22 protein-coding genes are annotated in these 24,588 nt (G+C 61.0%); 12 read left to right on the forward strand and 10 right to left on the reverse strand.

Translation table 11 applies throughout. From position 1 onward, the window contains the following. Positions 1-503: 503 nt before the first annotated feature. A complete protein-coding gene (locus tag J3P81_RS06490) occupies positions 504-860 on the forward strand; it encodes a DUF6124 family protein (protein ID WP_434562724.1) in 357 nt (118 codons plus the stop codon). Between the two features lie 72 nt (positions 861-932). Here J3P81_RS06490 and adeC read toward each other — a convergent pair whose 3' ends face one another. From adeC to J3P81_RS06505, 3 genes are read right to left on the reverse strand one after another with little or no spacing between them, the layout of a single operon-like run. Next, on the reverse strand, positions 933-2,390 hold the full coding sequence (adeC, locus tag J3P81_RS06495) for an AdeC/AdeK/OprM family multidrug efflux complex outer membrane factor (protein ID WP_420766763.1): 1,458 nt from the start codon (positions 2,388-2,390) through the stop codon (positions 933-935). Further along, a complete protein-coding gene (gene emhB / locus J3P81_RS06500; protein ID WP_434562726.1) occupies positions 2,387-5,551 on the reverse strand; it encodes an efflux RND transporter permease subunit EmhB in 3,165 nt (1,054 codons plus the stop codon). Before emhB ends, adeC begins: the two co-directional genes overlap by 4 nt. Positions 5,552-5,554: 3 nt before the next feature. Beyond that, entirely contained in the window at positions 5,555-6,712 is a 1,158-nt protein-coding gene (locus J3P81_RS06505) for an efflux RND transporter periplasmic adaptor subunit (protein ID WP_420766761.1), read from the reverse strand. Between the two features lie 264 nt (positions 6,713-6,976). On the opposite strand from J3P81_RS06505, the gene J3P81_RS06510 reads away from it, so the two are divergent. Then, positions 6,977-7,609, forward strand: coding sequence for a TetR family transcriptional regulator (locus tag J3P81_RS06510; RefSeq protein ID WP_420766760.1), 633 nt, complete (start codon positions 6,977-6,979; stop codon positions 7,607-7,609). A 198-nt stretch (positions 7,610-7,807) separates the two neighbouring features. Here J3P81_RS06510 and J3P81_RS06515 read toward each other — a convergent pair whose 3' ends face one another. The 4 genes from J3P81_RS06515 to J3P81_RS06530 all read right to left on the reverse strand — a co-directional run bounded on the left by J3P81_RS06515 (position 7,808) and on the right by J3P81_RS06530 (position 11,180). After that, entirely contained in the window at positions 7,808-8,434 is a 627-nt protein-coding gene (locus J3P81_RS06515; protein WP_434562728.1) for a hypothetical protein, read from the reverse strand. Positions 8,435-8,610: 176 nt separating this feature from the next. Further along, a complete protein-coding gene (locus tag J3P81_RS06520; protein WP_434562730.1) occupies positions 8,611-9,660 on the reverse strand; it encodes an alkene reductase in 1,050 nt (349 codons plus the stop codon). Positions 9,661-9,693: 33 nt separating this feature from the next. Further along, positions 9,694-10,860: an MFS transporter gene (locus tag J3P81_RS06525; RefSeq protein ID WP_434562732.1), complete on the reverse strand. Its 1,167-nt coding sequence runs from the start codon at positions 10,858-10,860 to the stop codon at positions 9,694-9,696. Between the two features lie 17 nt (positions 10,861-10,877). Next, positions 10,878-11,180 carry an ArsR/SmtB family transcription factor gene (locus J3P81_RS06530; RefSeq protein ID WP_003198672.1) on the reverse strand — a complete coding sequence of 101 codons (303 nt, stop codon included), beginning with the start codon at positions 11,178-11,180 and terminating at the stop codon, positions 10,878-10,880. Positions 11,181-11,332: 152 nt separating this feature from the next. On the opposite strand from J3P81_RS06530, the gene J3P81_RS06535 reads away from it, so the two are divergent. Continuing rightward, positions 11,333-11,911 carry an ACP phosphodiesterase gene (locus tag J3P81_RS06535; RefSeq protein ID WP_434562734.1) on the forward strand — a complete coding sequence of 193 codons (579 nt, stop codon included), beginning with the start codon at positions 11,333-11,335 and terminating at the stop codon, positions 11,909-11,911. 121 nt (positions 11,912-12,032) lie between these two features. Here the strand turns inward: J3P81_RS06535 and J3P81_RS06540 are convergent, their stop codons facing one another. Then, positions 12,033-12,827: a lysophospholipid acyltransferase family protein gene (locus J3P81_RS06540; RefSeq protein WP_434562736.1), complete on the reverse strand. Its 795-nt coding sequence runs from the start codon at positions 12,825-12,827 to the stop codon at positions 12,033-12,035. Next, a complete protein-coding gene (gene olsB / locus J3P81_RS06545) occupies positions 12,827-13,582 on the reverse strand; it encodes an L-ornithine N(alpha)-acyltransferase (RefSeq protein WP_434562738.1) in 756 nt (251 codons plus the stop codon). Before olsB ends, J3P81_RS06540 begins: the two co-directional genes overlap by 1 nt. 144 nt (positions 13,583-13,726) lie before the next feature. Between olsB and J3P81_RS06550 the strand changes: the two genes are divergently transcribed. From J3P81_RS06550 to J3P81_RS06570, 5 genes are all read left to right on the forward strand, one after another. Beyond that, positions 13,727-14,611 carry an acyl-CoA dehydrogenase gene (locus J3P81_RS06550; protein WP_434562740.1) on the forward strand — a complete coding sequence of 295 codons (885 nt, stop codon included), beginning with the start codon at positions 13,727-13,729 and terminating at the stop codon, positions 14,609-14,611. A 162-nt stretch (positions 14,612-14,773) separates the two neighbouring features. Then, on the forward strand, positions 14,774-15,868 hold the full coding sequence (locus J3P81_RS06555) for a serine hydrolase domain-containing protein (RefSeq protein ID WP_434562742.1): 1,095 nt from the start codon (positions 14,774-14,776) through the stop codon (positions 15,866-15,868). Further along, the gene (locus J3P81_RS06560) at positions 15,865-16,176 is read left to right on the forward strand and encodes an amidase (RefSeq protein WP_434562744.1); all 312 of its coding nucleotides are present in this window, start codon (positions 15,865-15,867) and stop codon (positions 16,174-16,176) included. The genes J3P81_RS06555 and J3P81_RS06560 overlap by 4 nt, the downstream gene beginning before the upstream one ends. 231 nt (positions 16,177-16,407) lie before the next feature. Continuing rightward, on the forward strand, positions 16,408-16,998 hold the full coding sequence (locus tag J3P81_RS06565) for a YceI family protein (RefSeq protein WP_434562746.1): 591 nt from the start codon (positions 16,408-16,410) through the stop codon (positions 16,996-16,998). Position 16,999: 1 nt separating this feature from the next. Continuing rightward, positions 17,000-18,157, forward strand: coding sequence for a phospholipase D-like domain-containing protein (locus tag J3P81_RS06570; protein ID WP_434562748.1), 1,158 nt, complete (start codon positions 17,000-17,002; stop codon positions 18,155-18,157). 131 nt (positions 18,158-18,288) lie between these two features. Here the strand turns inward: J3P81_RS06570 and bglX are convergent, their stop codons facing one another. Further along, a complete protein-coding gene (bglX, locus tag J3P81_RS06575) occupies positions 18,289-20,580 on the reverse strand; it encodes a beta-glucosidase BglX (protein ID WP_420766748.1) in 2,292 nt (763 codons plus the stop codon). Positions 20,581-20,841: 261 nt separating this feature from the next. On the opposite strand from bglX, the gene J3P81_RS06580 reads away from it, so the two are divergent. From J3P81_RS06580 to J3P81_RS06595, 4 genes are all read left to right on the forward strand, one after another. After that, positions 20,842-21,450: a LemA family protein gene (locus J3P81_RS06580; protein ID WP_420766747.1), complete on the forward strand. Its 609-nt coding sequence runs from the start codon at positions 20,842-20,844 to the stop codon at positions 21,448-21,450. Then, complete coding sequence (locus tag J3P81_RS06585; RefSeq protein WP_434562750.1) at positions 21,450-22,268, forward strand: TPM domain-containing protein; 819 nt, start codon at positions 21,450-21,452, stop codon at positions 22,266-22,268. Before J3P81_RS06580 ends, J3P81_RS06585 begins: the two co-directional genes overlap by 1 nt. A 28-nt stretch (positions 22,269-22,296) precedes the next feature. Continuing rightward, positions 22,297-22,914: a TPM domain-containing protein gene (locus tag J3P81_RS06590; protein ID WP_434562752.1), complete on the forward strand. Its 618-nt coding sequence runs from the start codon at positions 22,297-22,299 to the stop codon at positions 22,912-22,914. Between the two features lie 279 nt (positions 22,915-23,193). After that, complete coding sequence (locus tag J3P81_RS06595; protein WP_434562754.1) at positions 23,194-24,411, forward strand: class I SAM-dependent methyltransferase; 1,218 nt, start codon at positions 23,194-23,196, stop codon at positions 24,409-24,411. The last annotated feature ends 177 nt before the right edge of the window (positions 24,412-24,588 follow it).

Here is a 24,588-nt window from a genome sequence, read left to right on the forward strand (position 1 = left end):
TAGGCGAGGCACCGAGTGGTGGGGCGAAGCCTTTTTTGCTTACTTTTTTTGGCGTCTGAAAAAAAGTAAGCCGCCGTAAGGGCGGAACCGCCAGCGGCCGTTACCGCAGAAATAGATATGTACCCAGCCAACAAAAGCAGGGCCGACCGTCAGGCCGCCACCCGCGAGCAAGCTCGTTCCCACACGATTTGTTCCGGTCTGACAGACGCAACGATTTTTCCGACGAGATTTTAAGGTTGCTGCTCGGAAGCGATATCTCTAGGTTCTTCGTGTCGCTGCCAATTCAGCGATCGGGACTGCAAGCCCGCCGAATTTGTTAGGCGCCTAGCCGCGCCCCTATAATCCATGGCGCTTTGGTGCCATCGTTTTATGGTGGCTGTGTGCGGGAGACCTTCGGGTCTGCCGAGGTTGCCTAACGACTCGGTCTTGCAGACCCGCATACAGCTGCCACCTATCATCTGCAAGTGATGCTGGCGGCTCTCATTTTCGTTAGGAGCACCATCATGATCAAAGAAACACCAAATCCCCCAACGCCTGAATCCACCTTCCCCTACAACGACCCCGATCCACAAAAACTCCAAGAAGCCGCAGACCGAGCACTCAATTACCATCTGGGCACCACTCCCGACCCCAAGCCCAAGACCTCAACCACCCAAGTGTTCACCGTCATCGATACCCTCGACACCGAGTGTCTACTGGCAAATCTCAGCGAAACCCTGGCCTCGGCCAATGCCATGCTCAACGACCTGGCGTTCGATCTGGGAGGCTCGCGACGGCATGTCGCGCTAGGCGTTGCGCAGATGATTGACTTGAGCGAGTTGCTGGCCAGTCGAGCGCTGGATATCGTCGACCCGCGTTAACCCTGTCGTTGTAAAAAAAGGCCCCAACAAAAAGCCCACCTTTCGGTGGGCTTTTTGTTTTCAGTACATCAATCAGAACAACTTCGTCTCCGGCGCTTTTTCCGCCAGCGGTTCGTGCTTGCCCGTCTCGGCATTCCAGCCACCACCCAGGGCCTTGTACAAATTGACCTCGCTGGTCAGTTGCGCAAGGCGGTCGGTGATCAGCGATTGTTGTGCGCTGAACAACTGCCGTTGGGCGTCGAGGAAGGTCAGGTTGCTGTCGACGCCGATGCGGTAGCGACGCTCGGCCAGGCGGTAGTAGTCCTGGTTGGCGGCGACGAAGTCGGTCTGGGCCTGCAGCTGTTCGTTGTAGGTCTGGCGCGCGGCCAGGCCGTCGGAGACTTCCTGGAACGCTGTCTGAATCGACTTCTCATACTGCGCGACGTTGATGTCTTTCTGGATCTTGGCGTAATCCAGGCTCGCCCGCAGGCTGCCGGCGTTGAAGATCGGCAGGTTGATCTGCGGCGCGAAGGTCCAGGTGCCCGAACCGCCCTTGAACAGACCGGACAGGTCAGGGCTCAGGGTACCGGCGTTGGCCGTAAGGCTGATGCTTGGGAAGAACGCGGCCCGTGCGGCGCCGATGTTGGCATTGGCGGCGAGCAGGTTGCGTTCGGCCTGGAGAATGTCCGGACGACGTTGCAGCAGGTCCGACGGCAGCCCGGCCGGCACTTCGCTGAGCAGGTCATCGCTCAACGGTTGAGTGCGCAGGTTGGCCGGCAGGCCGGTGCCCAGCAGCAGCGTCAGGCTGTTTTCATCCTGGGCCACTTGGCGGGTGTAGCGAGCCAGTTGCACGCGGGCGTTTTCCACCGCGGTGCGCGCCTGGCTCAGGTCCAGGGCCGAGGCCACGCCGACTTCGGCGCTGCGCGAGGTCAGCTTCAGGCTCTGTTCGTAGGTGCCCAGGGTGTCCTGGGTCAGCTTGAGCAGTTCCTTGTCCGCCTGCCAGGTCAGATAGGCGTTGGCGACGTTGGCCACCAGGCTGATCTGGGTGCTGCGACGGGCTTCTTCGGTGGCGAAGTAGCTTTGCAACGCTTGCTCGCTCAGGCTGCGGACGCGACCGAACAGGTCCAATTCGTAGGCGCTGATCCCCAGCGTTGCGGAGTAGGAACTGCTGATGGCCGCTTCGCCGGTCTGCGAAGCCCGTGCCGGCACGCGCTGACGGCTGCCGGAGCCGGTTGCCGAGACCGCCGGGAGCAGGTCCGCCCGCTGGATGCGGTATTGCGCGGCGTAGGCGTCGATGTTCAACGCAGCGACGCGTAGGTCGCGGTTGTTTTCCAGGGCAACCTGGATCAGCTGTTGCAGCGCAGGGTCATGGAAAAACTGCTTCCAGCCCTGCTCGGCGGCTGCCTGGCCGGGGGCGTTGGCCGGTTCGTAGGCCGGGCCTTGCGGGTACTGCGCCGCGACCGGAGCTTCGGGCCGCTGATAGTCCGGGATCAGCGAGCAACCGCTGAGCACGACCGCGGCGATGGTCAGGGAGAGTAGCGACTTGCTCATTGGCCAGCCTCTTTAGAAGTTTCAGGAGTGTTGTCCTGGTCGGCATTTTTGCGACGACCTAACGACGACACTGTCACGAAGAACAATGGCACCCAGAAGATTGCCAGGATGGTGGCCGTGAGCATACCGCCGATCACGCCGGTACCGATGGCGTGCTGGCTGCCCGAACCGGCGCCGGTGGAAATCGCCAGCGGGACGACGCCGAGGACGAACGCCAGGGACGTCATGATGATGGGCCGCAGACGCATCCTACAGGCTTCGATGGCGGCTTCCACCAGGGTCCGGCCTTGTTCGTGGAGTTCCTTGGCGAACTCGACGATCAGGATGGCGTTTTTCGCCGCCAGGCCGATCGTTGTCAACAAGCCCACCTGGAAGTACACGTCATTGGACAGACCGCGCAGGCTGGTGGCCAGCAGGGCACCGATAATCCCCAACGGCACCACGAGCATGACGGCGATCGGAATCGACCAGCTTTCATACAGTGCCGCCAGACAGAGGAATACCATCAGCAGCGAGAGCGCGTACAGGGCTGGGGCCTGGGAACCCGACAGGCGTTCCTCGTACGAGAGGCCTGTCCAGGAGATGCCGACGCCGGCCGGCAACTTCTTGGCGATGGCTTCGACCTCGGCCATGGCTTCACCGGTGGAATAGCCCGGCGCCGGAGCACCCAAGACTTCCATCGCTTCCACGCCGTTGTAGCGCGCGAGCTTCGGCGAACCGTAGGTCCACTCGCCTTTGGCAAAGGCGCTGAACGGTACCATGGTCCCGGCGCTGTTGCGCACGTACCACTTTTTCAGGTCTTCCGGACTCATGCGAGCGCCCGGCTGGCCTTGCACGTAGACCTTTTTAACCCGGCCACGGTCGATGAAGTCGTTCACGTAGCTACTGCCCAGGGCGATCGACAGGGTGTTGTTGATATCGGCCAAGGTGATGCCCAGCGCGCTGGCCTTCTCGTCGTCGATCTCGAGCTGGTATTGCGGCTCGTCGTTCAGGCCGTTCGGACGGACCTGGGTCAAGACCTTGCTCTGGGACGCCATGCCCAGGAACTGGTTACGAGCTTCCATCAGCTTGTCGTGGCCGATGCCGGCGCGGTCCTGCAGGAACACGTCGAAACCGGTGGCGTTACCCAATTCCAGCACTGCTGGCGGGGCGAAGGCGAACACCATTGCGTCACGGAAGGTAAAGAAATGCTGCTGGGCGCGAGCGGCGAGCTTGAACACGCTGTTGTCGGCGTTACGCTCCTCCCACGGTTTCAGCATGATGAACGCCATGCCCGAGCTCTGGCCACGACCGGCGAAGTTGAAGCCGGTCACGGTAAACACCGAGGCCACGGCATCGCCTTCACCACCGTCCTTGCTTGGACGCAGCAGGAACTCGCGCATCTTGTCGACCACCACCTGGGTGCGCTCGGCACTGGAGCCGGCCGGTGTCTGTACCTGGGCAAACAACACGCCCTGGTCTTCTTCCGGCAGGAACGCGGTAGGGATGCGGGTGAACAGCCAGACCATGCCGACCACAATGATCACGTAAGCGAGCAGATACGGAGCCTTGCGCTGGAGCATGTTGCCCACACCACGCTCGTAGCTCCTGACGCCACGGTCGAAAGTGCGGTTGAACCAGCCGAAGAAACCGCGTTTCGGCGTGCCGTGCTCGCCTTTCGGAATGGGCTTGAGCATGGTGGCGCACAGGGCCGGGGTGAAGATCAGGGCGACCAACACCGACAGCGCCATCGCGGAGACGATCGTGATGGAGAACTGTTTGTAGATCACGCCGGTGGAGCCGCTGAAGAACGCCATCGGCAGCAGCACCGCCGAAAGCACCAGGGCGATACCCACCAGGGCGCCCTGGATCTGGCCCATGGACTTCTTGGTGGCTTCCTTGGGCGACAGGCCTTCTTCGCTCATCACCCGTTCGACGTTTTCCACCACGACGATGGCGTCGTCCACCAGCAAGCCGATGGCCAGCACCATGCCGAACATGGTCAGGGTGTTGATGCTGAAGCCGGCCGCCGCGAGAATCCCGAAGGTACCCAGCAACACCACCGGCACCGTCATCGTGGTGATGATGGTGGCTCGGAAGTTCTGCAGGAACAGGAACATCACCAGGAACACCAGCACGACCGCCTCGACCAGGGTTTCAACCACACCCTTGATCGACTCGCTCACCACCGGCGTGGTGTCGTATGGGAACACCACTTCTACGCCCTGGGGGAAGAACGGCTTGAGGTCGTCAATGGTCTTGCGCAGGGCTTTGGCCGTGTCGAGTGCGTTGGCACCGTTGGCCAGTTTTACCGCCAGGCCCGACGCTGGTGCGCCATTGAACTGGGCGCTGATGCTGTAGTTCTCGCCGCCCAGGCCAACGTCGGCCACATCGCCAACGCGCACTTGGGAGCCGTCCGGGTTGACCTTCAGCAGGATCGCCTTGAATTGCTCGGCGGTCTGCAAGCGGGTCTTGCCGATAATGGTCGCGTTCAGTTGCTGGCCGGGCAGGGCAGGCAAGCCGCCGAGTTGGCCGGACGAGACCTGGACGTTTTGCGCGGCGATAGCGTTTTTGACGTCCACCGGGGTCAGGCTGAAATTGTTCAACTTGGCCGGGTCGAGCCAGATCCGCATCGCATACTGGGCCCCGAAGACCTGGAAGTCGCCGACACCGGCAGTGCGCGAGATCGGATCCTGCATGTTGGACACGATGTAGTTGGACAGATCGTCCTTGGTCATGCTGCCGTCGCGCGACACCACCCCGATCACCATCAGGAAGTTTTTCACCGACTTGGTCACGCGGATGCCTTGCTGCTGCACTTCTTGCGGCAACAGCGGGGTGGCCAGGTTCAGCTTGTTCTGGACCTGGACCTGGGCGGTATCGGAGCTGGTGCCCTGCTCGAAGGTCGCGGTGATGGTCATGCTGCCGTCGGAGTTACTTTCCGAGGACACATAACGCAGGTTGTCGATGCCGTTGAGCTGCTGCTCGATGACCTGCACCACAGTGTCTTGCACGGTTTGTGCGGAAGCACCTGGGTAGGTCACCTGGATCGCAATGGCCGGCGGCGCGATGCTCGGGTACTGGTTGATCGGCAACTTGAGGATCGACAAAGCGCCGACCAGCATGATCACCAGGGCGATCACCCAGGCGAAGATCGGACGGTCGATAAAGAATTTCGACATGGTTTACTCCCCTTTGCCGCCGGCGGCTTTGTCAGCTGCCTGAGCGGGGGCCGGGTTCTTAGCGCCAACGTTGGTGGCTTCGGTGGCTTTGACTTCTACCCCTGGCCGTACGTACTGCAACCCTTCGGTGATCAGGCGATCACCGGCCTTGAGGCCATCTTCGATCAGCCATTGGTTGCCAACGGTGCGGCTGGCCTTGAGCTGACGCAGTTCGACCTTGTTATCGGCGCCCACGACCATGGCGGTCGGCGTACCCTTGAGGTCGCGGGTCACGCCTTGCTGCGGTGCCAGGATCGCCGCGCTGTTCACGCCCGCCTGCAGTTGCGCGTGGACAAACATGCCCGGCAGCAACGTGTGGTCGGGGTTGGGGAACACGGCGCGCAAGGTCACGGAGCCGGTGGTCTGGTCGACCGAGACTTCGGAGAATTCGAGCTTGCCTTCATGGGGGTACTGGCTGCCGTCTTCCAGGGTCAGCTTGACCATGGCGGCGTTGTCGCCGGCCTTCTGCAGGCGGCCGCTTTCCAGCTCGCGGCGCAGTTGCAGGAGTTCGACGGAGCTTTGCGTCACGTCGACATAGATCGGGTCGAGTTGCTGGATGGTCGCCAGGGCATCGGTCTGCCCGTTGCTGACCAGCGCGCCTTCGGTCACCGAGGAACGTCCGATGCGACCTGAAATCGGCGCATAGACCTTGGTGTACCGCACATTGATCTGCGCGGTCTGCAGGCTGGCTTCCGACTCCAGGCGATTGGCCATGGCAGTGTCGTATTCCTGGCGGCTCACGGCTTGTTCATCAACCAATTGCTTGTAGCGATCAGCGATCGACTTGGTGGAACGCAGGTTGGCCTCGGCGCTCTTGAGGTTCGCTTCGTAAACGGCGGGGTCGATCTGGTACAGCTGCTGGCCGGCCTTGACGTCGGCACCTTCCTTGAACAGGCGCTTGAGGATGATGCCATTGACCTGAGGGCGCACTTCGGCAACGCGGAACGCACTGGTGCGGCCCGGCAGTTCAGAGGTCAGGGTAAAAGGCTGGGTCTTGAGGGTTACGACGCCGACCTGAGGAGGGGGAGGCGCAGGTGCAGCCTCTTCCTTTTTGCATCCGCTGAGCAGCGATGCCAGGGCGATGGCAGTGACCAGAGCGGTAACAGCTGGCTTGAATTGCATGGAAATCCTCGGGTCCAGGCGCGTAACAGGCGCGCTCGAAAGTGAAAGGTGAAAAAAGAGCCAGATAAGCAATTAGTAGGATGCTAAGAAATATACTTACGTACACGGTTGTTTGTAAACAGCCAAATTGCGTACCATCCGGATTTACAAAAGCCTGACAAAGGCCAATGCGGACCGGGGACGCGTGCAGGCAGACGTTGCCTATAGATTGTCCTGCTGATCCTTACGCATTGCTTACGCATCCTGATTGAGGTGTTTACTGCCATGGTCCGTCGTACCAAAGAGGAAGCCTTGGAGACTCGCAGCCAGATACTCGAAGCGGCCGAAAAAGCCTTCTTCGAGCGAGGCGTTGCGCGTACCACGCTGGCCGATATCGCGACGCTCGCCGGTGTGACACGGGGCGCCATCTATTGGCATTTCAGCAACAAGGCGGATCTGCTCCAGGCCATGCTCGATACGCTGCATGAACCGCTCGATGAATTGGCCCGCGCGAGCGAAAACGAGGAAGAGCTTGATCCCCTGGGGTGCGTGCGCAAGTTGTTGGTACGGTTGTTCCAGCAGGTGGCCCTGGACCCGAAAACCCGGCGCATCAATGAGATTCTGTTCCATAAGTGCGAGTTCACCGATGAAATGTGCGATTTGCGCCAGCAGCGACGTGAAGTCAGCCTCGACTGCAACGTGCGTATCGCCTTGTCGTTGCGCAATGCAATGAAACGCGGCCAGTTGCCGGATGACCTCAATCCCGAAAGGGCGGCGGTTGCCATCCATGCCTATATCGACGGCATTCTTTACCAGTGGTTGCTGGCTCCAGACAGTTTCGCCCTGGCGAATGAAGCCGAACGCTGGGTGGACATCGGGCTGGATATGCTGCACCTGAGCCCTAGCCTGCGCAAATGAAACAAAATGCGTAATTGAATCGGTTTGTGTCAATACGGGCGCGTGAGAAAGGCTTTATAAACTGACGTCGGCCAAGGGTATATAAAATCGGTGGCGAATTTTGTAGGAAAATTGTTTCGCGGTTGTAAGCGCAGTGGCCCGGTGCGCTTACAAAGTGGAAATATGTGCCCATCGGGTTGGCCTGACGGGGCAGTATCTTCAGCTAATTACGATTTCTACGGTAAAGCCGTAGGGTTCTCCCTCCGCCGCGTGCGTGATGCGAGTTGTGCAATTGACGGGCGTTGTGCCAATAGAGGTCACGTTATGGGTCCGTACCGGTGTCAGGGTGGGGGTGAAAACGCCAAAAGAAGTCTCCACGCGTAAGCCGAAATCGAAGCGGAATCCACATTGTTTGTCGCCAAAAACAATGAAGTGTTGGAACATATCCTTGCTACGGCTGCGCAATGTCCTGACGTACGAGAAGTCGAATTTCAACGCCTGGATATCCCCGCGACGGATATTGAAGAAGTCATGATCAATGGCGTTCAGGTTGAGGTTATTTTCGCGAAATTGAAAAGCCTGGTCGGTGTGGTTGAATATCTTGACCAGCAATCGGGTTTTATCCTGGCGAATCTTTTCTTGCTCCCAGGCTTGAATCTTCCGGTCGACCTCATCGTTCTTTTTATTCTTTTCTATCAAGGCGTTAAGTGCCTTGGGGTACTCTGTCGTGTCGAGTGACTTGAATTGCTCGTACAAGACTGACAAGGGCAAAAAGCGGAACTGTGAAAGGAGTCTCTCGATAAGGTCGTTATTGGCCGGTGGCGTGCTGTCCGTCGCGTCATTCATTCTCAAATTCCTTTTTCAATGTTGCCTTTCAATGGCAGGAGGGGAACGCCGTATGCGCTCACTGTTCCCGATAATGAGCGGCTTTGCCTTGATTACAAAGGTCTTATGTTTGACCGAATATTGGAAATTAAAAAAGCCCTGGCTCTTTCGAGGCAGGGCTTTTATAGAGGTGGAGATTAAAGTACAGGGTAATCGATATAACCCACCGGGCCTTTCCCGTAGAAGGTTTCCGGATGCGGCTCGTTCAATGGCGCGTCGGCTTTCAAGCGTGCCGGCAGGTCCGGGTTGGCAATGAATGGCACGCCAAACGCCACGGCGTCCGCCTTGCCTGCTGCCAGCCAGGCGTTAGCGCTTTCCTTGGTGAAGCGCTCGTTGGCAATGTACGGGCCGCCGAAGGCTTGCTTGAGTTGTGGGCCGATGCTGTCGTCGCCTTCTTTCTCGCGGGAGCAGATAAAGGCGATGCCACGCTTGCCCAGCTCGCGGGCGACATAGCTGAAGGTTTCCAGACGGTTCTCGTCGCCCATGTCATGGGAGTCGGCGCGCGGCGCCAGGTGTACGCCCACGCGGCCGGCGCCCCAGACTTCGATGGCCGCATCGGTGACTTCCAGCAGCAGGCGAGCACGGTTTTCCAGGGAGCCGCCGTAGTGATCGGTGCGCTGGTTGGTGCTGCTTTGCAGGAACTGGTCGAGCAGGTAGCCGTTGGCACCATGGATTTCCACCCCGTCGAAACCGGCGGCCTTGGCGTTTTCGGCACCGACGCGGTAGGCATCGACGATGTCGGCGATTTCAGCGGTTTCCAGTGCTCGCGGTGTCGGGTAGTCAGCCAACGGGCGAACCAAGCTTACGTGGCCCTTGGGCTGGATGGCGCTCGGTGCCACTGGAAGTTCGCCGTCCAGGTAGGAAGGGTGGGAGATCCGGCCCACATGCCAGAGCTGCAGGAAGATCTTGCCGCCGGCGCCGTGGATGGCTTTGGTCACGTTGGCCCAGCCGCGTACCTGGTCGTTGGACCAGATGCCAGGGGTGTCCGGATAACCCACGCCCATTGGCGTGACTGACGTGGCTTCGCTGAGGATCAGGCCGGCGGAAGCGCGTTGCACGTAGTATTCGGCCATCAAGGCGTTGGGTACGCGGCCTGCGTCGGCGCGGCAGCGGGTAAGCGGGGCCATGATGATGCGGTTCTTCAGCTCGATGTCGCCGAGTTTGATGGGGTCGAAAATTGTTGCCATGAAATACAACCTCGCAAAGTGAAGGATCAGAAGTCAGTGAGTGGCAGGTGCCAGGTCGGCATGGCCGCCCTGACGGAAAGTGATCAGGGTCACCAGCAGCGCCAGCACGGCCAGCGCGCCAGCGGCGAGGGGCACGGTGGTCAGGCCCAGGCCATGGTCGATGACAGTGCCGCCGACCCAGGCGCCCAAGGCATTGCCAATATTGAAGGCGCCGATATTCAAGGTGGACACCAGGTTGGGCGCGTCTTTGCCGAAGGTCACCACGTTGACCTGCAGGGCCGGCACGGCGGCGAAGCAGGCGGTGGCCCACAGGAACAGCGTTATCTCGGTCGGGATCAGCGCCACGCTGGTCCAGCTCAGGACGGTGGACACGACGGCCATGGTCAGGAATACGCCCATCAGCGTGTTCGCCAGGCTCTTGTCCGCCAGCTTGCCGCCAATGCTGTTGCCCAGGGTCAGGCCGAGGCCGATCAGTACCAGGGTCCAGGTCACGCCACGGGGCGACACGCCGGTCACTTCGCCGAGCAGCGGGGCGACGTAGGTGAACAGGGTGAATACCGAAGCGGAGAACAGCGCGGTCATGCTCAACGACAGCCACAAGCCGGCGCCCTTGAGCGCCACCAGCTCTGAACGCATGTCGAGTTTTTCCTCGTCGCGCTTGGCCGGCAGGAAGCGGATCAGGCCGATCAGGGCAATCACGCCGATGATCGTCACGGCCCAGAAGGTCGAGCGCCAGCCGGCTTGCTGGCCCAATGCAGTGCCCAGCGGTACGCCAAGCACATTGGCCAGGGTCAGGCCGGTGAACATCAGGGCCACGGCCGAGGCACGCTTGTTGGGCGCCACCAGGCCGGCGGCGACGACCGAGCCTATGCCAAAGAACGCACCGTGGCAGAGGGCGGTGACGACTCGGGCAAACATCAGCACGTTGTAGTCGCTGGCTACCGCGCAGAGCAGGTTGCCGACAATGAAAATCCCCATCAATGCCACCAACGCAGCCTTGCGCGGCAGTCGCGCGGTGGCCAGGGCCATGAACGGCGCACCGATGGCCACGCCCAGGGCGTAGCCGGTCACCAACCAGCCGGCGCCGGGAATCGATACGCCCAGGTCCGCCGCCACATCGGGCAACAGGCCCATGATGACGAATTCCGTCGTACCGATGGCGAAGGCGCTAAGCGCCAGAATCAAGAGTGAAAGGGGCATTTCGAATCCTTGTCGGTTTAGAGCTCTTGGCTCATTTGCTTGAGGAACTGCTGGATCACTTCTTCGTTGCGTTTGAAGAAGTGCCATTGGCCGACCTTCTGGCTGGTGATCAACCCGGCCCGTTGCAACACCGCCAGATGCGCCGAAACCGTGGACTGCGACAGGCCGCAGCGCTGGTCGATCTGGCCCGCGCAGATGCCGAATTCGTGGTTGTGCAACTGTTCGGGAAACTGGACCTTGGGGTCCTTGAGCCAGTTGAGGATGTCTCGCCGTACTGGGTGTGCCAGGGCTTTTATTATTTCGTCGAGGTCGAGGGTCATTGGGGCAGCTCACATGAATAACGCTATATCGCGATGAGGCGAACCTTAAATCGTTGCTTCGCGATATACCAATATGTATTTGATCTGAAGATCTTAGAAATCGCTATATCGGGTTATAACGATATAGGCGTCGGGGTGCTAAGCTGCGGGCCATGAACTATCTCGCGCACCTGCACCTCGGCGGCCCTGGCCGGGAACAACTGCTCGGCAGCCTTTATGGCGACTTCGTCAAAGGGCCGCTGCAGGGCCAATTCAACCCGCGGATCGAAGCGGCGATAGCCCTGCATCGACGCATCGACATGTACACCGATCGCCATCCGCTGGTGGATATCGCCTTGTCGCGTTTCTCCACGGTGCGGCGGCGTTATGCCGGGATCGTGCTGGATGTATTCTTCGACCATTGCCTGGCCCGGGATTGGACGCTGTACAGCGAAGGACCGCTGATGGACTTCACCTCCCGGGTCTATCAGGTCCTCGCTGCTGAACCGCAACTGCCGGGACGCCTGGCGCAGATCGCACCTTATATGGCGGCGGACGACTGGCTGGGGTCGTATACGCAATTCGAGGTGCTGGGCCAGGTGCTGCGCGGCATTTCCCGGCGGCTATCGCGGCCGGAGGAACTGGCGGGGGCGATGTCAGAACTGGTCAGGCTCTATGAGCCGTTGAGCGAAGACTTTCGGTTGTTCTATCCGCAGTTGCAGGATTTTGCGCTGGGCCAAGTCACGCCATAAAACTAACTGTGGGAGCGAGCCTGCTCGCGAAAGCGGTGTGTCAGCTAATATATTTATCGACTGATGCGCCGTCTTCGCGAGCAGGCTCGCTCCCACAGTGGGAACTGCACAAGATCCTGGATCAAGCCGCAATCGCCGCGGGCCGAACCGGAATTGTCTGCTTCTCGGGCATTTCGCCGAACAATGCTTTGTGTACTGCTTGTTGCGCCTGGAAAGCCAGGGCCGCGCGTTCCTGGCCGTGGCAAGCAATCGGCTCCAAGAGATGGATTTCCACATCGCCACGATCATTGGCGAACAATCGCATCAGGTGCGACAGCAGATCGTCATCGCCAATGAACGGCGCCAGCAAATCGGGTTCGCCCTTGCGCAGGTAACGGATCGCCACCGGTTGCAAGGCCACGTCGGCATCGATGGCCGCCGACAACAGGCGGCCGTGGAAAGTGCGCAGCGTGCGGCCGTCGGTGGTGGTGCCTTCGGGGAACATGAGCAGCGGATAGGCCTGCTCCAGGTGACGGCTCATCTGCTTGCGAATCAACTGACTGTCGCCCGAACCACGACGGATGAACAGGCTGCCGGCCTTGGCTGCCAGCCATCCGGCGACCGGCCAGGTACGCACTTCGGCCTTGGACAGGAACGACAGGGGCGTGAGCATGCCCAGCAGTGGGATATCGGTCCAGGACACGTGGTTGCTGACCCACAGCATCGGCTGTTTCGGCAGTTGCCCATGGACGGTGACGCGAAAGGGCAGGGCATTGGTCAGCCGCGCCATGAAGAAACGCGACCAGCGCTGGCGGCGCACCATCGAATGAGCGAGTCCCAGACGTTCCAGCATCCCGAACACACTGGCCATGGCCAGGCCCAGGGTGACGACCAGCAATACTCGTGCGATTCGCGCGTACACCCGCAACCGGCTCATCAGACCGCCGCCTTGAAGTGACGGGCATAACGCGGGCAGAGCTCGTCGCGCTTGAGCAGGATAAACACGTCGGCCACCTGGAAGTCTTCATCCCAGCAGGGCTCGCCGCAGATTTTCGCCCCCAGGCGCATGTAGGCCTTGAGCAGCGGGGGCATTTCGGCGATGACGTTGGACGGGACGTCCAAGGCCGGCAACGGCTTTTTCGGCACCGCTTGCAGGTGTTCGGTGCACAGGTAGCGCTCGCGCAGGCGCTGCATGATTGCCTGGGCCTGGATGCCGCCGTCCTGCATCGGGATGCTTGCGCAACCCATCAAGTAGCTGTAGCCGCCTTGATTGAGGACTTCGGCCAACTCGCCCCAGAGCACCGCGATGGTGCCGCCGTTGCGGTAGGCCGGGTCCACGCAGGTACGGCCTATTTCCAGAATCGGGCCTTGGAGATGAATCAGGCCGTGGAGGGCGAATTCTTCTTCGCTGTAGAACCGGCCCAGGCTGCTGGCGGCCTGGTGGTCGAGCAGGCGAGTGGTGGCCACGAGGCGGCCAGTGTTCAGGTCGCGCACGCCAATGTGAGCGCAGTGAACATCATAGTCATCCATGTCCAGACCCATCTCCGCGCCCTTGAGCTTGGCGTTGAATTCGCCGCTGAAGACGTTGAAGCGCAGGGCCTGTGCTTCTTGCAAGGCCTGGGCGCCGATCAGGCGTTCGGCTTGCAGGCGGCGTTCATTGCCGGTGTCGCTGATGCGGGCGATCTGGGTCATAGCGAATCTCCGTGCGGGCTGTTCAGTTGCAGCCTGTCGACTTTCTTTATGCAGCCATGTTGTGCAAAGTCAGGCTATGTAGCCCCGGTGTCATCGCCATGAAGCTTTGGTGATGCTTATATGACAGCCCACAAGGAGGCCCAGATGCCTTGGCAAACCCTGATCGAACGCGGCGAGCGGCTGCCCGCCTGTGCGGATCTGGCCGAAGGTTATGCCGCGTTGCTGCATCGCCTGGGGTCGGTGACGCCGTTCGAGTTGGCCGTGGTCGGCGGTCGGTCGATGGCCACGCCCGGGTTGGCGTTTCTGGTGGGTTACCAAGCGGCGTTGCGGGCGCTTTGGCCGAGCGCGCCCCAAAGCCTCGGTGCGTTGTGCGCCACCGAGCAGCGCAGCTTGCGCCCGGCGGACATGCAGACCCGACTCGCCGACTTGCGGCTGAGCGGGCGCAAGGATTTCGTCACCGCGGGCGATGCCGCCGAGTGGTTGCTGGTCGCGGCCCGAAGCGAGGCGCCCGGCGAGGCGCCGCGATTGAACCTGGCGGTGGTGCATGCGGGCGAACCGGGCGTGACGCTGGAAAAGTTGCCGACGTTGCCGTTCATGCCGGATATCAGCCATGGCCGGATGTTGCTGGACGGTGCGCTGTGCCAATTGCTCCCCGGCGACGGCTGGGACGTCTACGTCAAACCGTTTCGCACCTTGGAAGATGTCTACGTGCTCAGTGCGATGACCGCCTGGTTGTACGGCTTAGGGCAAGAATGCGGCTGGTCCCGGCCGTTGCAACTGCGTCTGTTGGCGTTGCTCGCCGGTTGCGCGCAGACGAGTCGCCACAACCCTTCGAGTGCTGTCGCGCATGTGTTGCTGGGTGGGCTGTTCGCCCAATTCAAAGGGCTCGATGCTGAGTTGGACGATGCCTTGGCCGATGGGCCGGCGGCGTGGCGTGAGATGTGGGGGCGTGACAAGGCGGTGATGGACATCGCGGCGGGGGCGCGGGCCAAGCGGTTGGACAAGGCGTTGGGGTCTTCGTCGATTTGAAGGGCCTCATCGCGAGCAAGCTCGCTCCTTCGGGGCTTTGCGTCGCGCATAAGGTCGCTGTGGGAGCGAGCTTGCTCGCGATGGCGTCCTTCCGAACACCAAAACTCAAACTGTCATCAAGTCTGAATAGGCTCTGCAAGTTCACCTCTGCGAGCCCCGCGCATGCCCAAAGGCTGGTTGTTGCTTTCGCTCCTGCTGCTGACCCTGACGGCCCGCGCCGAAGTCTGGCCTGGCGAACAATGGCCGACCGGCCAGGCCTCGAGTGGGCCGGCCATCGAAGCCTTGGCGCATTACGCTTTTGCACCCAGGGACGACGCCACCCGCCAAGGCATCCGCACCGACGCGCTGGTGGTTATCCAGGACGGTCGACTGGTCTACGAACGCTACGCCGGACCGACTGACGCACAGACCCCGCACCTGACCTGGTCCATCAGTAAAAGCCTGCTGGCGACGGTGTTCGGCGTCGCCTACGGTGAAAAACGCTTTGCCCTGGATGATCCAGCCGCCCAGTACTACCCGCCGCTCAAGCGACATCCGGACATGACCCTGGCCGATCTTTTTCATTGGGCGTCTGGCCTGGACTGGCAAGAAGACTATGAATACGCGCCACTCAATTCCTCGGTCGTGGCGATGCTCTATACCCGTGGGCGCCACGACATGGCCGCGTTCACCGCCAGGCACGAAAGCTTCAGCCCACCCGGGCAGGTGTTCCGTTATTCCAGCGGCGACAGCAATCTGCTGGCGGCAGCCCTGAAAAATATCGTCGGCCCGGCGCGTTATGCCGATTACCCCTGGACAGCCTTGTTCGAACCGCTGGGCATACGCCACGCGACCTGGGAAACCGACGCCAGCGGCACGTTTGTCGGTTCGTCCTATGCCTATCTCACCGCCCGGGACCTGGCGCGTGTCGGCCTGCTGATGCAACGCGATGGCCGTTGGGGCGATCGGCAATTGATTCCCAAGGATTGGATTGCCTTCAACCGCGAGCCTTTCGCTCGGTTTCAGGCGGGCCAGGACGAAGCCGTGCCTGGCGGACACTGGTGGCTCAATCGCGGCGCCGACCCGTCGATCCGCCCGTGGCCCGACGCGCCGCCGGATACGTTCGCCGCCCTGGGCCATTGGGGCCAGGCGTTGTATGTCATCCCCAGCGCCAGGCTGGTGATCGTGCGCTACGGCGATGACCGCGACGGCACCTATCGCCACAACGAACTGCTCAAGCGTGCCATGGCGGCCTTCGCCGGGACGGTGCAACCATGAAGCGCAGGGTAGTGCTCATTCTTTTGTCGATGTTGCTTGTTGGCCTGTTCGGTTGGGGCTGGCAGGAGCGGGTGGCCTTGCGGGCGTTCCCCGACATCATCAGCGCCTATACCGCGAAGGAATACTGCTCGTGCCGCTATGTGATGCGGCAACCGGCCGACTATTGCCGCGGCTATGTGAAGCAGTCGGTGCCGATCAGCGATTTCCTCGAGACCGTCGAAGCAAAACGCATCACAGTCAGCGGCTTGGGGCGTAGCCACAGTGCGCGGTGGATGGGGGAGCGGCAGGGGTGTCGGTTGGAACCCTGAGTGCTGTTTCAGCGATGCCTTTTGTGGCGAGGGAGCTTGCTCCCGCTCGAGTGCGCAGCGCTCGCAAATCCTTCAGTCAATCGCGACTTGGGGCTGCTTCACAGCCCAGCGGGAGCAAGCTCCCTCGCCACTGGGTTATGTTGGAAGCAGCGATGTTGTGAAACAGACAGTTTGCAAGCGCCCTCGGCCCGGTTAAGGTTCGCCACAGGTTTATTTGCCCCCCGAGTCTGTATGTTCAAGCGGTTATTTTCTCGCGCTGTCACCACCTTGCTCCTGGCCTGCGCCACGCTGCCGGCCCAGGCCGACTGGTACCTGGATGGTGAGTCATCGCGACTGTCCTTTATCAGCAGCAAAAACGGCAATGTCTCCGAAGTCCAACGTTTCCTGGTGCTTCATGGGCAGGTCCAGCCCAAGGGCCAGGCACGGCTGGAGGTCGAACTCGAATCCATCAACAGCGGTATCCCCCTGCGGGACGAGCGCATGCGCGCCGAGTTGTTCGATATCAAGCAATTCGCCGAAGCCACCATCACCGCGCAGCTCGACCTGATGCCGATCCAGGACCTGGCCAACGGCGCGCAACTGGAACTGCGCCTGCCGGTGACCGTGGACCTGCATGGCAAGGAGCATGAGTACAACGTCCAACTGCTGGCGACTCGCCTGGATGAGCGGCGTTTTCAGGTCGTGACCCTGGAACCGGTGGTGCTCAACGCGGCGGATTTCGACCTGGCGCCGGGGTTGGAGAAGCTGCGCGACCTGGCCGGATTGTCGACCATCAGCCTGTCGGTGCCGGTGAGTGCGGTGCTGATTTTTACGGCGCGCTGACATGAGCGGCCCGGTCTTTCCCTGGCGTGAAGGCAATCGCTTCGAGCTGTTGATCGACGGCCCGCAATTTTTCCCGCGCATGCTGGTGGAAATCGCCCGCGCCCAGGAACAGGTCGAACTGGAGTTGTACCTGGTGGAAGCGGGCGCTTGCGCCGAGGCGATGGTCCAGGCCCTTGTCCAGGCGGCCGAGCGCGGGGTGCGCGTGCGCTGTCTGTTCGATGACTATGGCAGCCTGGCGTTTACCTTGGGCCTGCGCAATCGCCTCATCCAGGCGGGCGTGGAGCTGCGGTTCTACAATCGCCTGAGTTGGCGGCGTTGGGTGCGCAATCTCTACCGCGATCACCGCAAGTTGCTGTTGGTCGACCAACGCTTGGCGGTGGTGGGCGGTACCGGGGTCACCGACGAATTCTGGAACCCTTCGGACGACCGAAGCGATTGGCATGAGGTGATGGTGGAAATCGTCGGCCCGCTGGTGCTGGACTGGCAGTTGCTGTTCGATCGCCAATGGCTTGCCAACCGCCATCGACGGGCTTGGAAACCGGCGTCCAATTTCGGCCTGCCCCGTCTGCCTCGCGTCCCGCCGGTGGGCGAAGGCATGGGCCGGGTCGCCTATGCCGACGCCCGCCAGCACCGCGACATCCTACAATCGCTATCCCGGGCATTGAACAGCGGCCAGAAACGCATCTGGATGGCCACGCCATACTTTTTGCCGACCTGGAACGTGCGCCGCTCCTTGCGCAAGGCCGCGGCGCGAGGCATCGACGTGCGGCTGCTGCTGACGGGCCCGCGCACGGATCATCCATCGGTGCGATACGCAGGCCATCGCTATTACCCACGGTTGCTCAAGGCAGGGGTGAAAATCTACGAATACCAGCCCTGCTTCCTGCACTTGAAAATGGTGCTGGTGGACGATTGGGTCAGCATTGGCTCATGCAATTTCGATCACTGGAACCTGCGCTTCAACCTCGAAGCCAACCTGGAAGCACTGGACTCTGGGCTGAGCAAGGCCGTGGCCGCCAGTTTTGAACGGGACTTCGAGCAGAGCCTGCAAGTGAGTCTCGACACCTGGCAGCGCCGGCCATTGTGGAAGCGCTTCAAGCAAAGGGTATGGGGGTTGGTGGATCGGGTGGTGGTGAATCTGCTGGATCGGCGGGGTTAGTTCAAACACCTTGGATACAACTGTGGGAGCGAGCCTGCTCGCGAAAGCGGCCTGACAGTCAATGATGCAATGACTGAAAGATCGCCTTCGCGAGCAGGCTCGCTCCCACAGGGTATTGCGGTGTTGCTGGATCAGAGCAACTCAAAACTCTGCTGCTTCACGTCCTGGGAATCCAGGCCGATCTGCACGTTGAACTTGCCTGGCTCTGCCGCGTACTTGAGCTGCGCGTTGAAGAACTTCAGGTCGTCTTCGGTGATGTCGAAGTGGATGACCTTCTTCTCGCCGGCCTTGAGCATGACCTTGCGGAAGTTTTTCAGCTCCTTCACCGGACGGATGATCGAGCCGGTAACGTCCTGGATGTACAGCTGCACCACGGTTTCGCCGTCACGATCGCCGGTGTTTTCCAGAGTGATGCTGGCGTCGAGCTTGCCGGTCTTGTTCAGCGTGGTGGACGACAGGGCCATGTCCGACAGGCTGAACGTCGTGTAGCTCAGCCCATAGCCGAACGGGTAGAGCGGGCCGGTGGTGTCGTCGAAGTACTGCGAGGTGTAGTTGCCTGGCTTGCCCGGCGTGAACGGCCGACCAATGCTCAGGTGGTTGTAGTAGGTCGGAATCTGCCCGACCGAGCGTGGGAACGTGATCGGCAACTTGCCCGACGGGTTGTAGTCGCCGAACAGCACGTCCGCGATGGCGTTGCCGCCTTCGGTACCGCTGAACCAGGTTTCCAGGATCGCATCGGCCTGCTGTTTTTCTTCCAGCAACGACAGCGGGCGGCCATTCATCAACACCAGCACCAACGGCTTGCCGGTGGCCTTCAGGGCCTTGATCAGCTCGCGCTGGCTGGCGGGGATGTTCAGTTCGGTACGGCTCGACGATTCATGGGACATGCCACGGGACTCGCCCACGGCGGCGACGACTACGTCCGCTTCTTTCGCGGCTTTCACCGCTTCATCGATCAGCACTTGGGCCGGACGCGGATCGTCCACCACTTCCGGGGCATCGAAGTTTAGGAAGTTCAGGTAGTCGAGCACCTTCTTGTCGCCCGTGATGTTGGCGCCACGGGCATAGATCAGCTTCGACTCACCGCCCAATGCGCGGGCCATGCCGTCATACACCGTGACCGACAACGCCGGGCGCCCGGCGGCGGCCCAACTGCCCATCATGTCGATCGGCGCCTTGGCCAGCGGGCCGACCAGGGCGATCTTCGCGGTTTTCTTCAAGGGCAGGGTCTGGTTGCGGTTTTCCAGCAGCACCAGGCTGCGGCGCGCCACGTCACGGGCATCGGCGCGGTGCATGCGGTTGTCGGCATAGACATCGGCCGGGTCGTCCTCGGCCTTGCCGATACGCAGGTACGGATCCTTGAACAAGCCCATGTCGTACTTGGCGGCCAGCACTTCACGCACCGCGTTGTCGAGGTCGCTCTGCTCGATCTCGCCCGCCTTGAGCAGCCCTGGCAGCTCCTTGCCATAGAGCGAGTCGTTCATGCTCATGTCGATGCCGGCCTTGATCGCTAGCCTGGCCGCTTCGCGACCGTCCCGAGCGACGCCATGCTTGATCAGCTCGAAAATCGCGCCGTGGTCACTGACGGCCAGGCCCTTGAAGCCCCATTCCTTGCGCAGCAGGTCGTGCATCAACCATGTGTTCGCGGTGGCCGGTACGCCGTTGATGGAATTCAGCGCGACCATCACCCCGCCCGCGCCGGCGTCGATGGCGGCGCGATAGGGCGGCAGGTAGTCCTGGTACATTTTCACCGGGCTCATGTCCACGGTGTTGTAGTCCCGGCCGCCTTCCACGGCGCCGTACAGGGCGAAGTGCTTGACGCTGGCCATGATGCTGTCGGCGGCGTTGGCGCCGGTGCCCTGGAACGCCTTGACCATCACCCCGGCAATGCGCGACACCAGATAAGTGTCTTCGCCGAAGCCTTCGGAGGTCCGGCCCCAGCGTGGATCGCGGGAGATATCGACCATGGGCGCGAAGGTGATGTCGATGCTGTCGGCCGCTGCTTCCTTGGCCGCGATGCGGCCGGAGCGGTAGATGGCGTCCATGTCCCAGCTCGAGGCCAGGGCCAGGGGAATCGGGAAAATGGTGCGATGGCCATGAATCACGTCATAGGCGAAGAACATCGGGATCTTCAGCCGGCTGCGCATGGCCGCGTCCTGCATCGGACGGTTCTCATCGCGGGTAATGGAGTTGAATGTGCCTCCGATGTTGCCGGCGGCGATTTCCTTGCGGATCATCTCCCGGGGCATCTCCGGGCCGATGCTGATCAGGCGCAGCTGGCCGATCTTTTCCTCGAGGGTCATTTGCTTCATCAGGCTGCTGATGAAAGCGTCCTTGTTCTCTATGGGGGCTGGCAGGTTGTCGGCTAATACGGATTGACTGGCCAGACTGACAAACAGGCCCAGCAAACACAGCTTCTTCATGAATAGTTTTCTCGCAAGCCTAAAGGGCGGTGATCAGGACACGCCGGTCAGCCTAAATGTGAGGAACGGCTATTGTTGTTCGGGTGTTATCCAGTTAAATGCAGCACACTTTCGAACCTGTGCCGATGAACTTAGTTTCGCACTGCGCATCTTTTAGCCCATAGACCCGATTCGATCCAGTGCGGCGGCGATTATGCCCCAGACGCCGGTAAGATAGGTGGCGGTGTTTTCTTAATGCAATGCAAGGGAGAGCTTCACCCGATGATTCGACGACTGAACCACCGCAGCGCGCTGCAAATGCTGGCCCTGATGCTGTTCACCACGCTGCTGGCCGGTTGCGGCATCAACAACATCCCGACCCTGGACGAGCAGGCAAAGGCGGCCTGGGGCCAGGTGCAGAACCAATACCAGCGCCGCGCCGACCTGATTCCCAACCTGGTGGAGACCGTCAAGGGTTATGCCCAGCATGAGCAGGAAACCTTGACGGCGGTGATCGAAGCCCGGGCCAAGGCCACGTCCATTCAGGTCGATGCCAGCACCCTGGACAACCCGGAAAAACTCAAGCAGTTCCAGCAGGCCCAGGACCAGTTGAGTGGCGCATTGAGCCGCCTGATGGTGGTATCCGAGCGCTACCCGGACCTGAAGGCCAACCAGAACTTCCTGGCCTTGCAATCGCAACTCGAAGGCACCGAGAACCGCATCGCCGTGGCCCGTCGTGATTTCATCCTGGCCGTGCAGAAATACAACACAGAGATTCGTACCTTCCCGGGTCGCCTGTGGCACAGCGTGATGTACAGCGATCTGCCAGTTCGCGAGACTTTCGAGGCCACCAGCCCGAATGCCGAAAAAGCGCCTGAAGTGAAGTTCTGATGGAGCAGCCTCAAGTTCTGAGCGGCAAGCTGCAAGCTCAGGTAACGCGTACGGCTTTCGGCTTGAGGCTTGCTGCTCGAAGCTTGAAGCTGTTCGTGCTGTTGCTCTGGGCTTTTGCAGCCACGGCCCAGGCAGAATTGAGCTTCCCGGCGCTGACCGGGCGGGTGGTGGACACCGCCCAGTTGCTCGACCCATCGGTGCGCACGCAACTCGATGCGCAACTCAAGGCCCATGAACAGGCCACCGGCGAGCAGGTGGTTGTCGTTACGCTGGCGAACCTTCAAGGCGCCAGCATCGAAGACTTCGGTTATCAATTGGGGCGCCATTGGGGCATCGGGCAAAAGGATAAAAACAACGGCGCGCTGCTGATCGTCGCCCGCGATGACCGTAAACTGCGCATCGAAGTGGGTTACGGGCTGGAAGATCGCCTGACCGACGCCCAGAGTTCGGTGATCATCAACCAGGTGATCACCCCGGCGTTCAAGACGGGCAACTTCAACAAGGGCATCAGTGACGGTGTGGCGGCGATGCTCGTGGTGTTGGGTGGCAACCCCCTCGATGAACCGGCTGCGGCATACAGCGCGGGCAGTGCGGACGAGGGCGATTTCGTCGAGCGCCACCCAGGCTTGTTCATCTTCCTCGCGATGCTTTTCATCCTGACGATTTTCGTTTGCCAAGTGCTCGGTATCCTGCCCAGCGGAGGGGGCTCCGGCGCAAGTTATAGAGGCGGAGGAGGCGGCTTCGGCGGCGGTGGTGGCGGTGGCTTCAGCGGTGGTGGCGGCAGTTTCGGCGGCGGCGGTTCGTCCGGCGGCTGGTGACAATAACAATGAGCGGGCATTTTCAAACATGGCATTACTGACTGAACATGAACAGCGCAAAGTGGCCGAGGCGATCGCTCGGGTCGAGCGCGACACCGACGCCGAACTGGTCACGGTGCTCGCCGCCCGCGCCGATGACTACGCCTATATCCCCTTGCTCTGGGCCAGCCTGCTGGCGCTGGTGGTGCCGGGCATCCTGCATTACGTGACGGGATGGCTGAGCGTGCATAGCCTGTTGTGGGTGCAATGGGGTGGTTTCATCGTGCTGTGCCTGATGTTTCGCATTCCTGCCGTCACCACGCACCTCATTCCTCGCTCGGTACGCCACTGGCGGGCTTCCAACCTGGCGCGCCGGCAATTCCTCGAACAGAACCTGCATCACACCGTAGGCAGCACCGGCATGCTCATTTTCGTCTGCGAGGCCGAGCGGTATGTGGAAATCCTGGTGGACGAGGGTATTTCCAAGCGACTCGACAACAGCCATTGGGACGCCATTGTCGGTACGTTCACCCAGCAGGTTCGCCAGGGCCAGACGTTGCAAGGTTTTGTGGCGTGCATCGAGGCTTGCGGCGAATTGCTCAAGGAGCACGTGCCGGTGACCCATACGCGTAATGAGCTGCCGAATCGGTTGGTGGTGTTGGGCTGATTGGCTGCCGGCCACCATGGCGAAGGCGCCTTATGGGGAGGGAGCTTGCTCCCGCTGGACCGCGAAGCGGTCCCCATCGATTCCAGGGTCAGGCAACGGGCTCGCACATCGACGACTGCTTCGCAGCCGAGCGGGAGCAAGCTCCCTCGCCACAAAGCGCGCTGCCACCTAGATTGCGCTGCGCATTCGCACCGTTGGGGAAATTCCCCGTGCCCCCGCATCCGATCCCCCCTAAAATACCCGTCATTCCCGATCCGCCCGCCCCGAGGCCGCTTTTCCATGTCCGTCACCGCAACTCCCACCCGTCCCGGGCCGGATCACCACGCTCAGTTCATCGAGCTTTTGCAAACCAGTCTCGAACAAAACGCGTTCATCAAGCTGGTGCTGGCCAAGTACGTCGGTGACGAAAGCGATCTGCAGCGGCTGGTCATCAAGCAACTGACCGTCAAGGACCAGCCGTGCCTGTCCTTTGTCTATCGCTACAAGACCCGCGACATCACCAAGAATTTTTCGCTGTCCGAAGGCGTGGATGCCATCGCCACGCTGTTGCCGACTTCGTTCAAGAATGCTCACTTGTTGGCGATTACCGACGAGGCGCAGTTGGAATACAGCAAGAAAGGCAAGAGCTCGCTGTTCAAGAGCAAGCCGCAGCAACTGCGGGAAGTACCGTCCGCCGGGCACAACCGCGAGAAAAACCGCTTCCTCGATCTGAATCGGCCCTTTTTGGCCGACCTGGGGGTGACCAACCATAAGCACGAATTGATCCCGGCCATGTCGCGCAAGTGGAAGCAGATCAACAAGTTCATCGAAGTGTTCAGCCACGCGCTGACATCTTCGCCATTGGCCTTGGACAAGCCGGTGCGAGTCTCGGATTTCGGCTCGGGCAAGGGCTACCTGACCTTCGCCATCCATGATTACTTGCGCAACACCTTGCAGGCCGAAGGCGTGGTGACGGGTGTCGAGCTGCGCGAAGACATGGTCAAGCTGTGCAATGAAGCCGCGGCACGACTGGAGCATCCGGGCCTGAGTTTCCAGCACGGTGACGTGCGCACCGTGGCGCCGAGCGCGGTGGATGTGATGATCGCCTTGCACGCCTGCGACATCGCCACCGATTACGCCATCCACATGGGCATCCGCTCGGGCGCCTCGATCATCATGTGCTCACCGTGCTGCCACAAGCAGATCCGCCTGCAAATCCAGAGCCCGGCGCTGCTCAAGCCGATGTTGCAATATGGCCTGCACCTGGGCCAGCAGGCGGAAATGGTCACTGACAGTTTGCGGGCGTTGTTCCTCGAAGCCTGCGGCTATGAGACCAAGGTGTTCGAGTTCATTTCCCTGGACCACACCAACAAGAACAAGATGATCCTGGCGGTCAAACGCCCCGAACCGGTGGAGCCTACCGAACTGCTGGCCAGGATCGACGAACTCAAGGCGTTCTACCACATTACCGAGCACTGCCTCGAAACGCTGCTGCGGGCGGATGGCTACCTGGCCTGACAAACCGACCTGAACCCTGTGGGAGCGAGCCGGCTCGCGAAGAACGATAACGCGGAATATCTGACAAACCGCGCTGCCTGATTCGCGAGCCTGCTCGCTCCCACCCATCAAGTGGTGCAGTCTGTCAGTTAATGGCGGGCTGTCGTTACAGCGGTCTACCTTTAATGCGTCCACTCT

The sequence above is a fragment of the Pseudomonas sp. R1-6 genome, assembly GCF_051132115.1.
In the GTDB taxonomy this organism is placed as follows: Bacteria; Pseudomonadota; Gammaproteobacteria; order Pseudomonadales; family Pseudomonadaceae; genus Aquipseudomonas.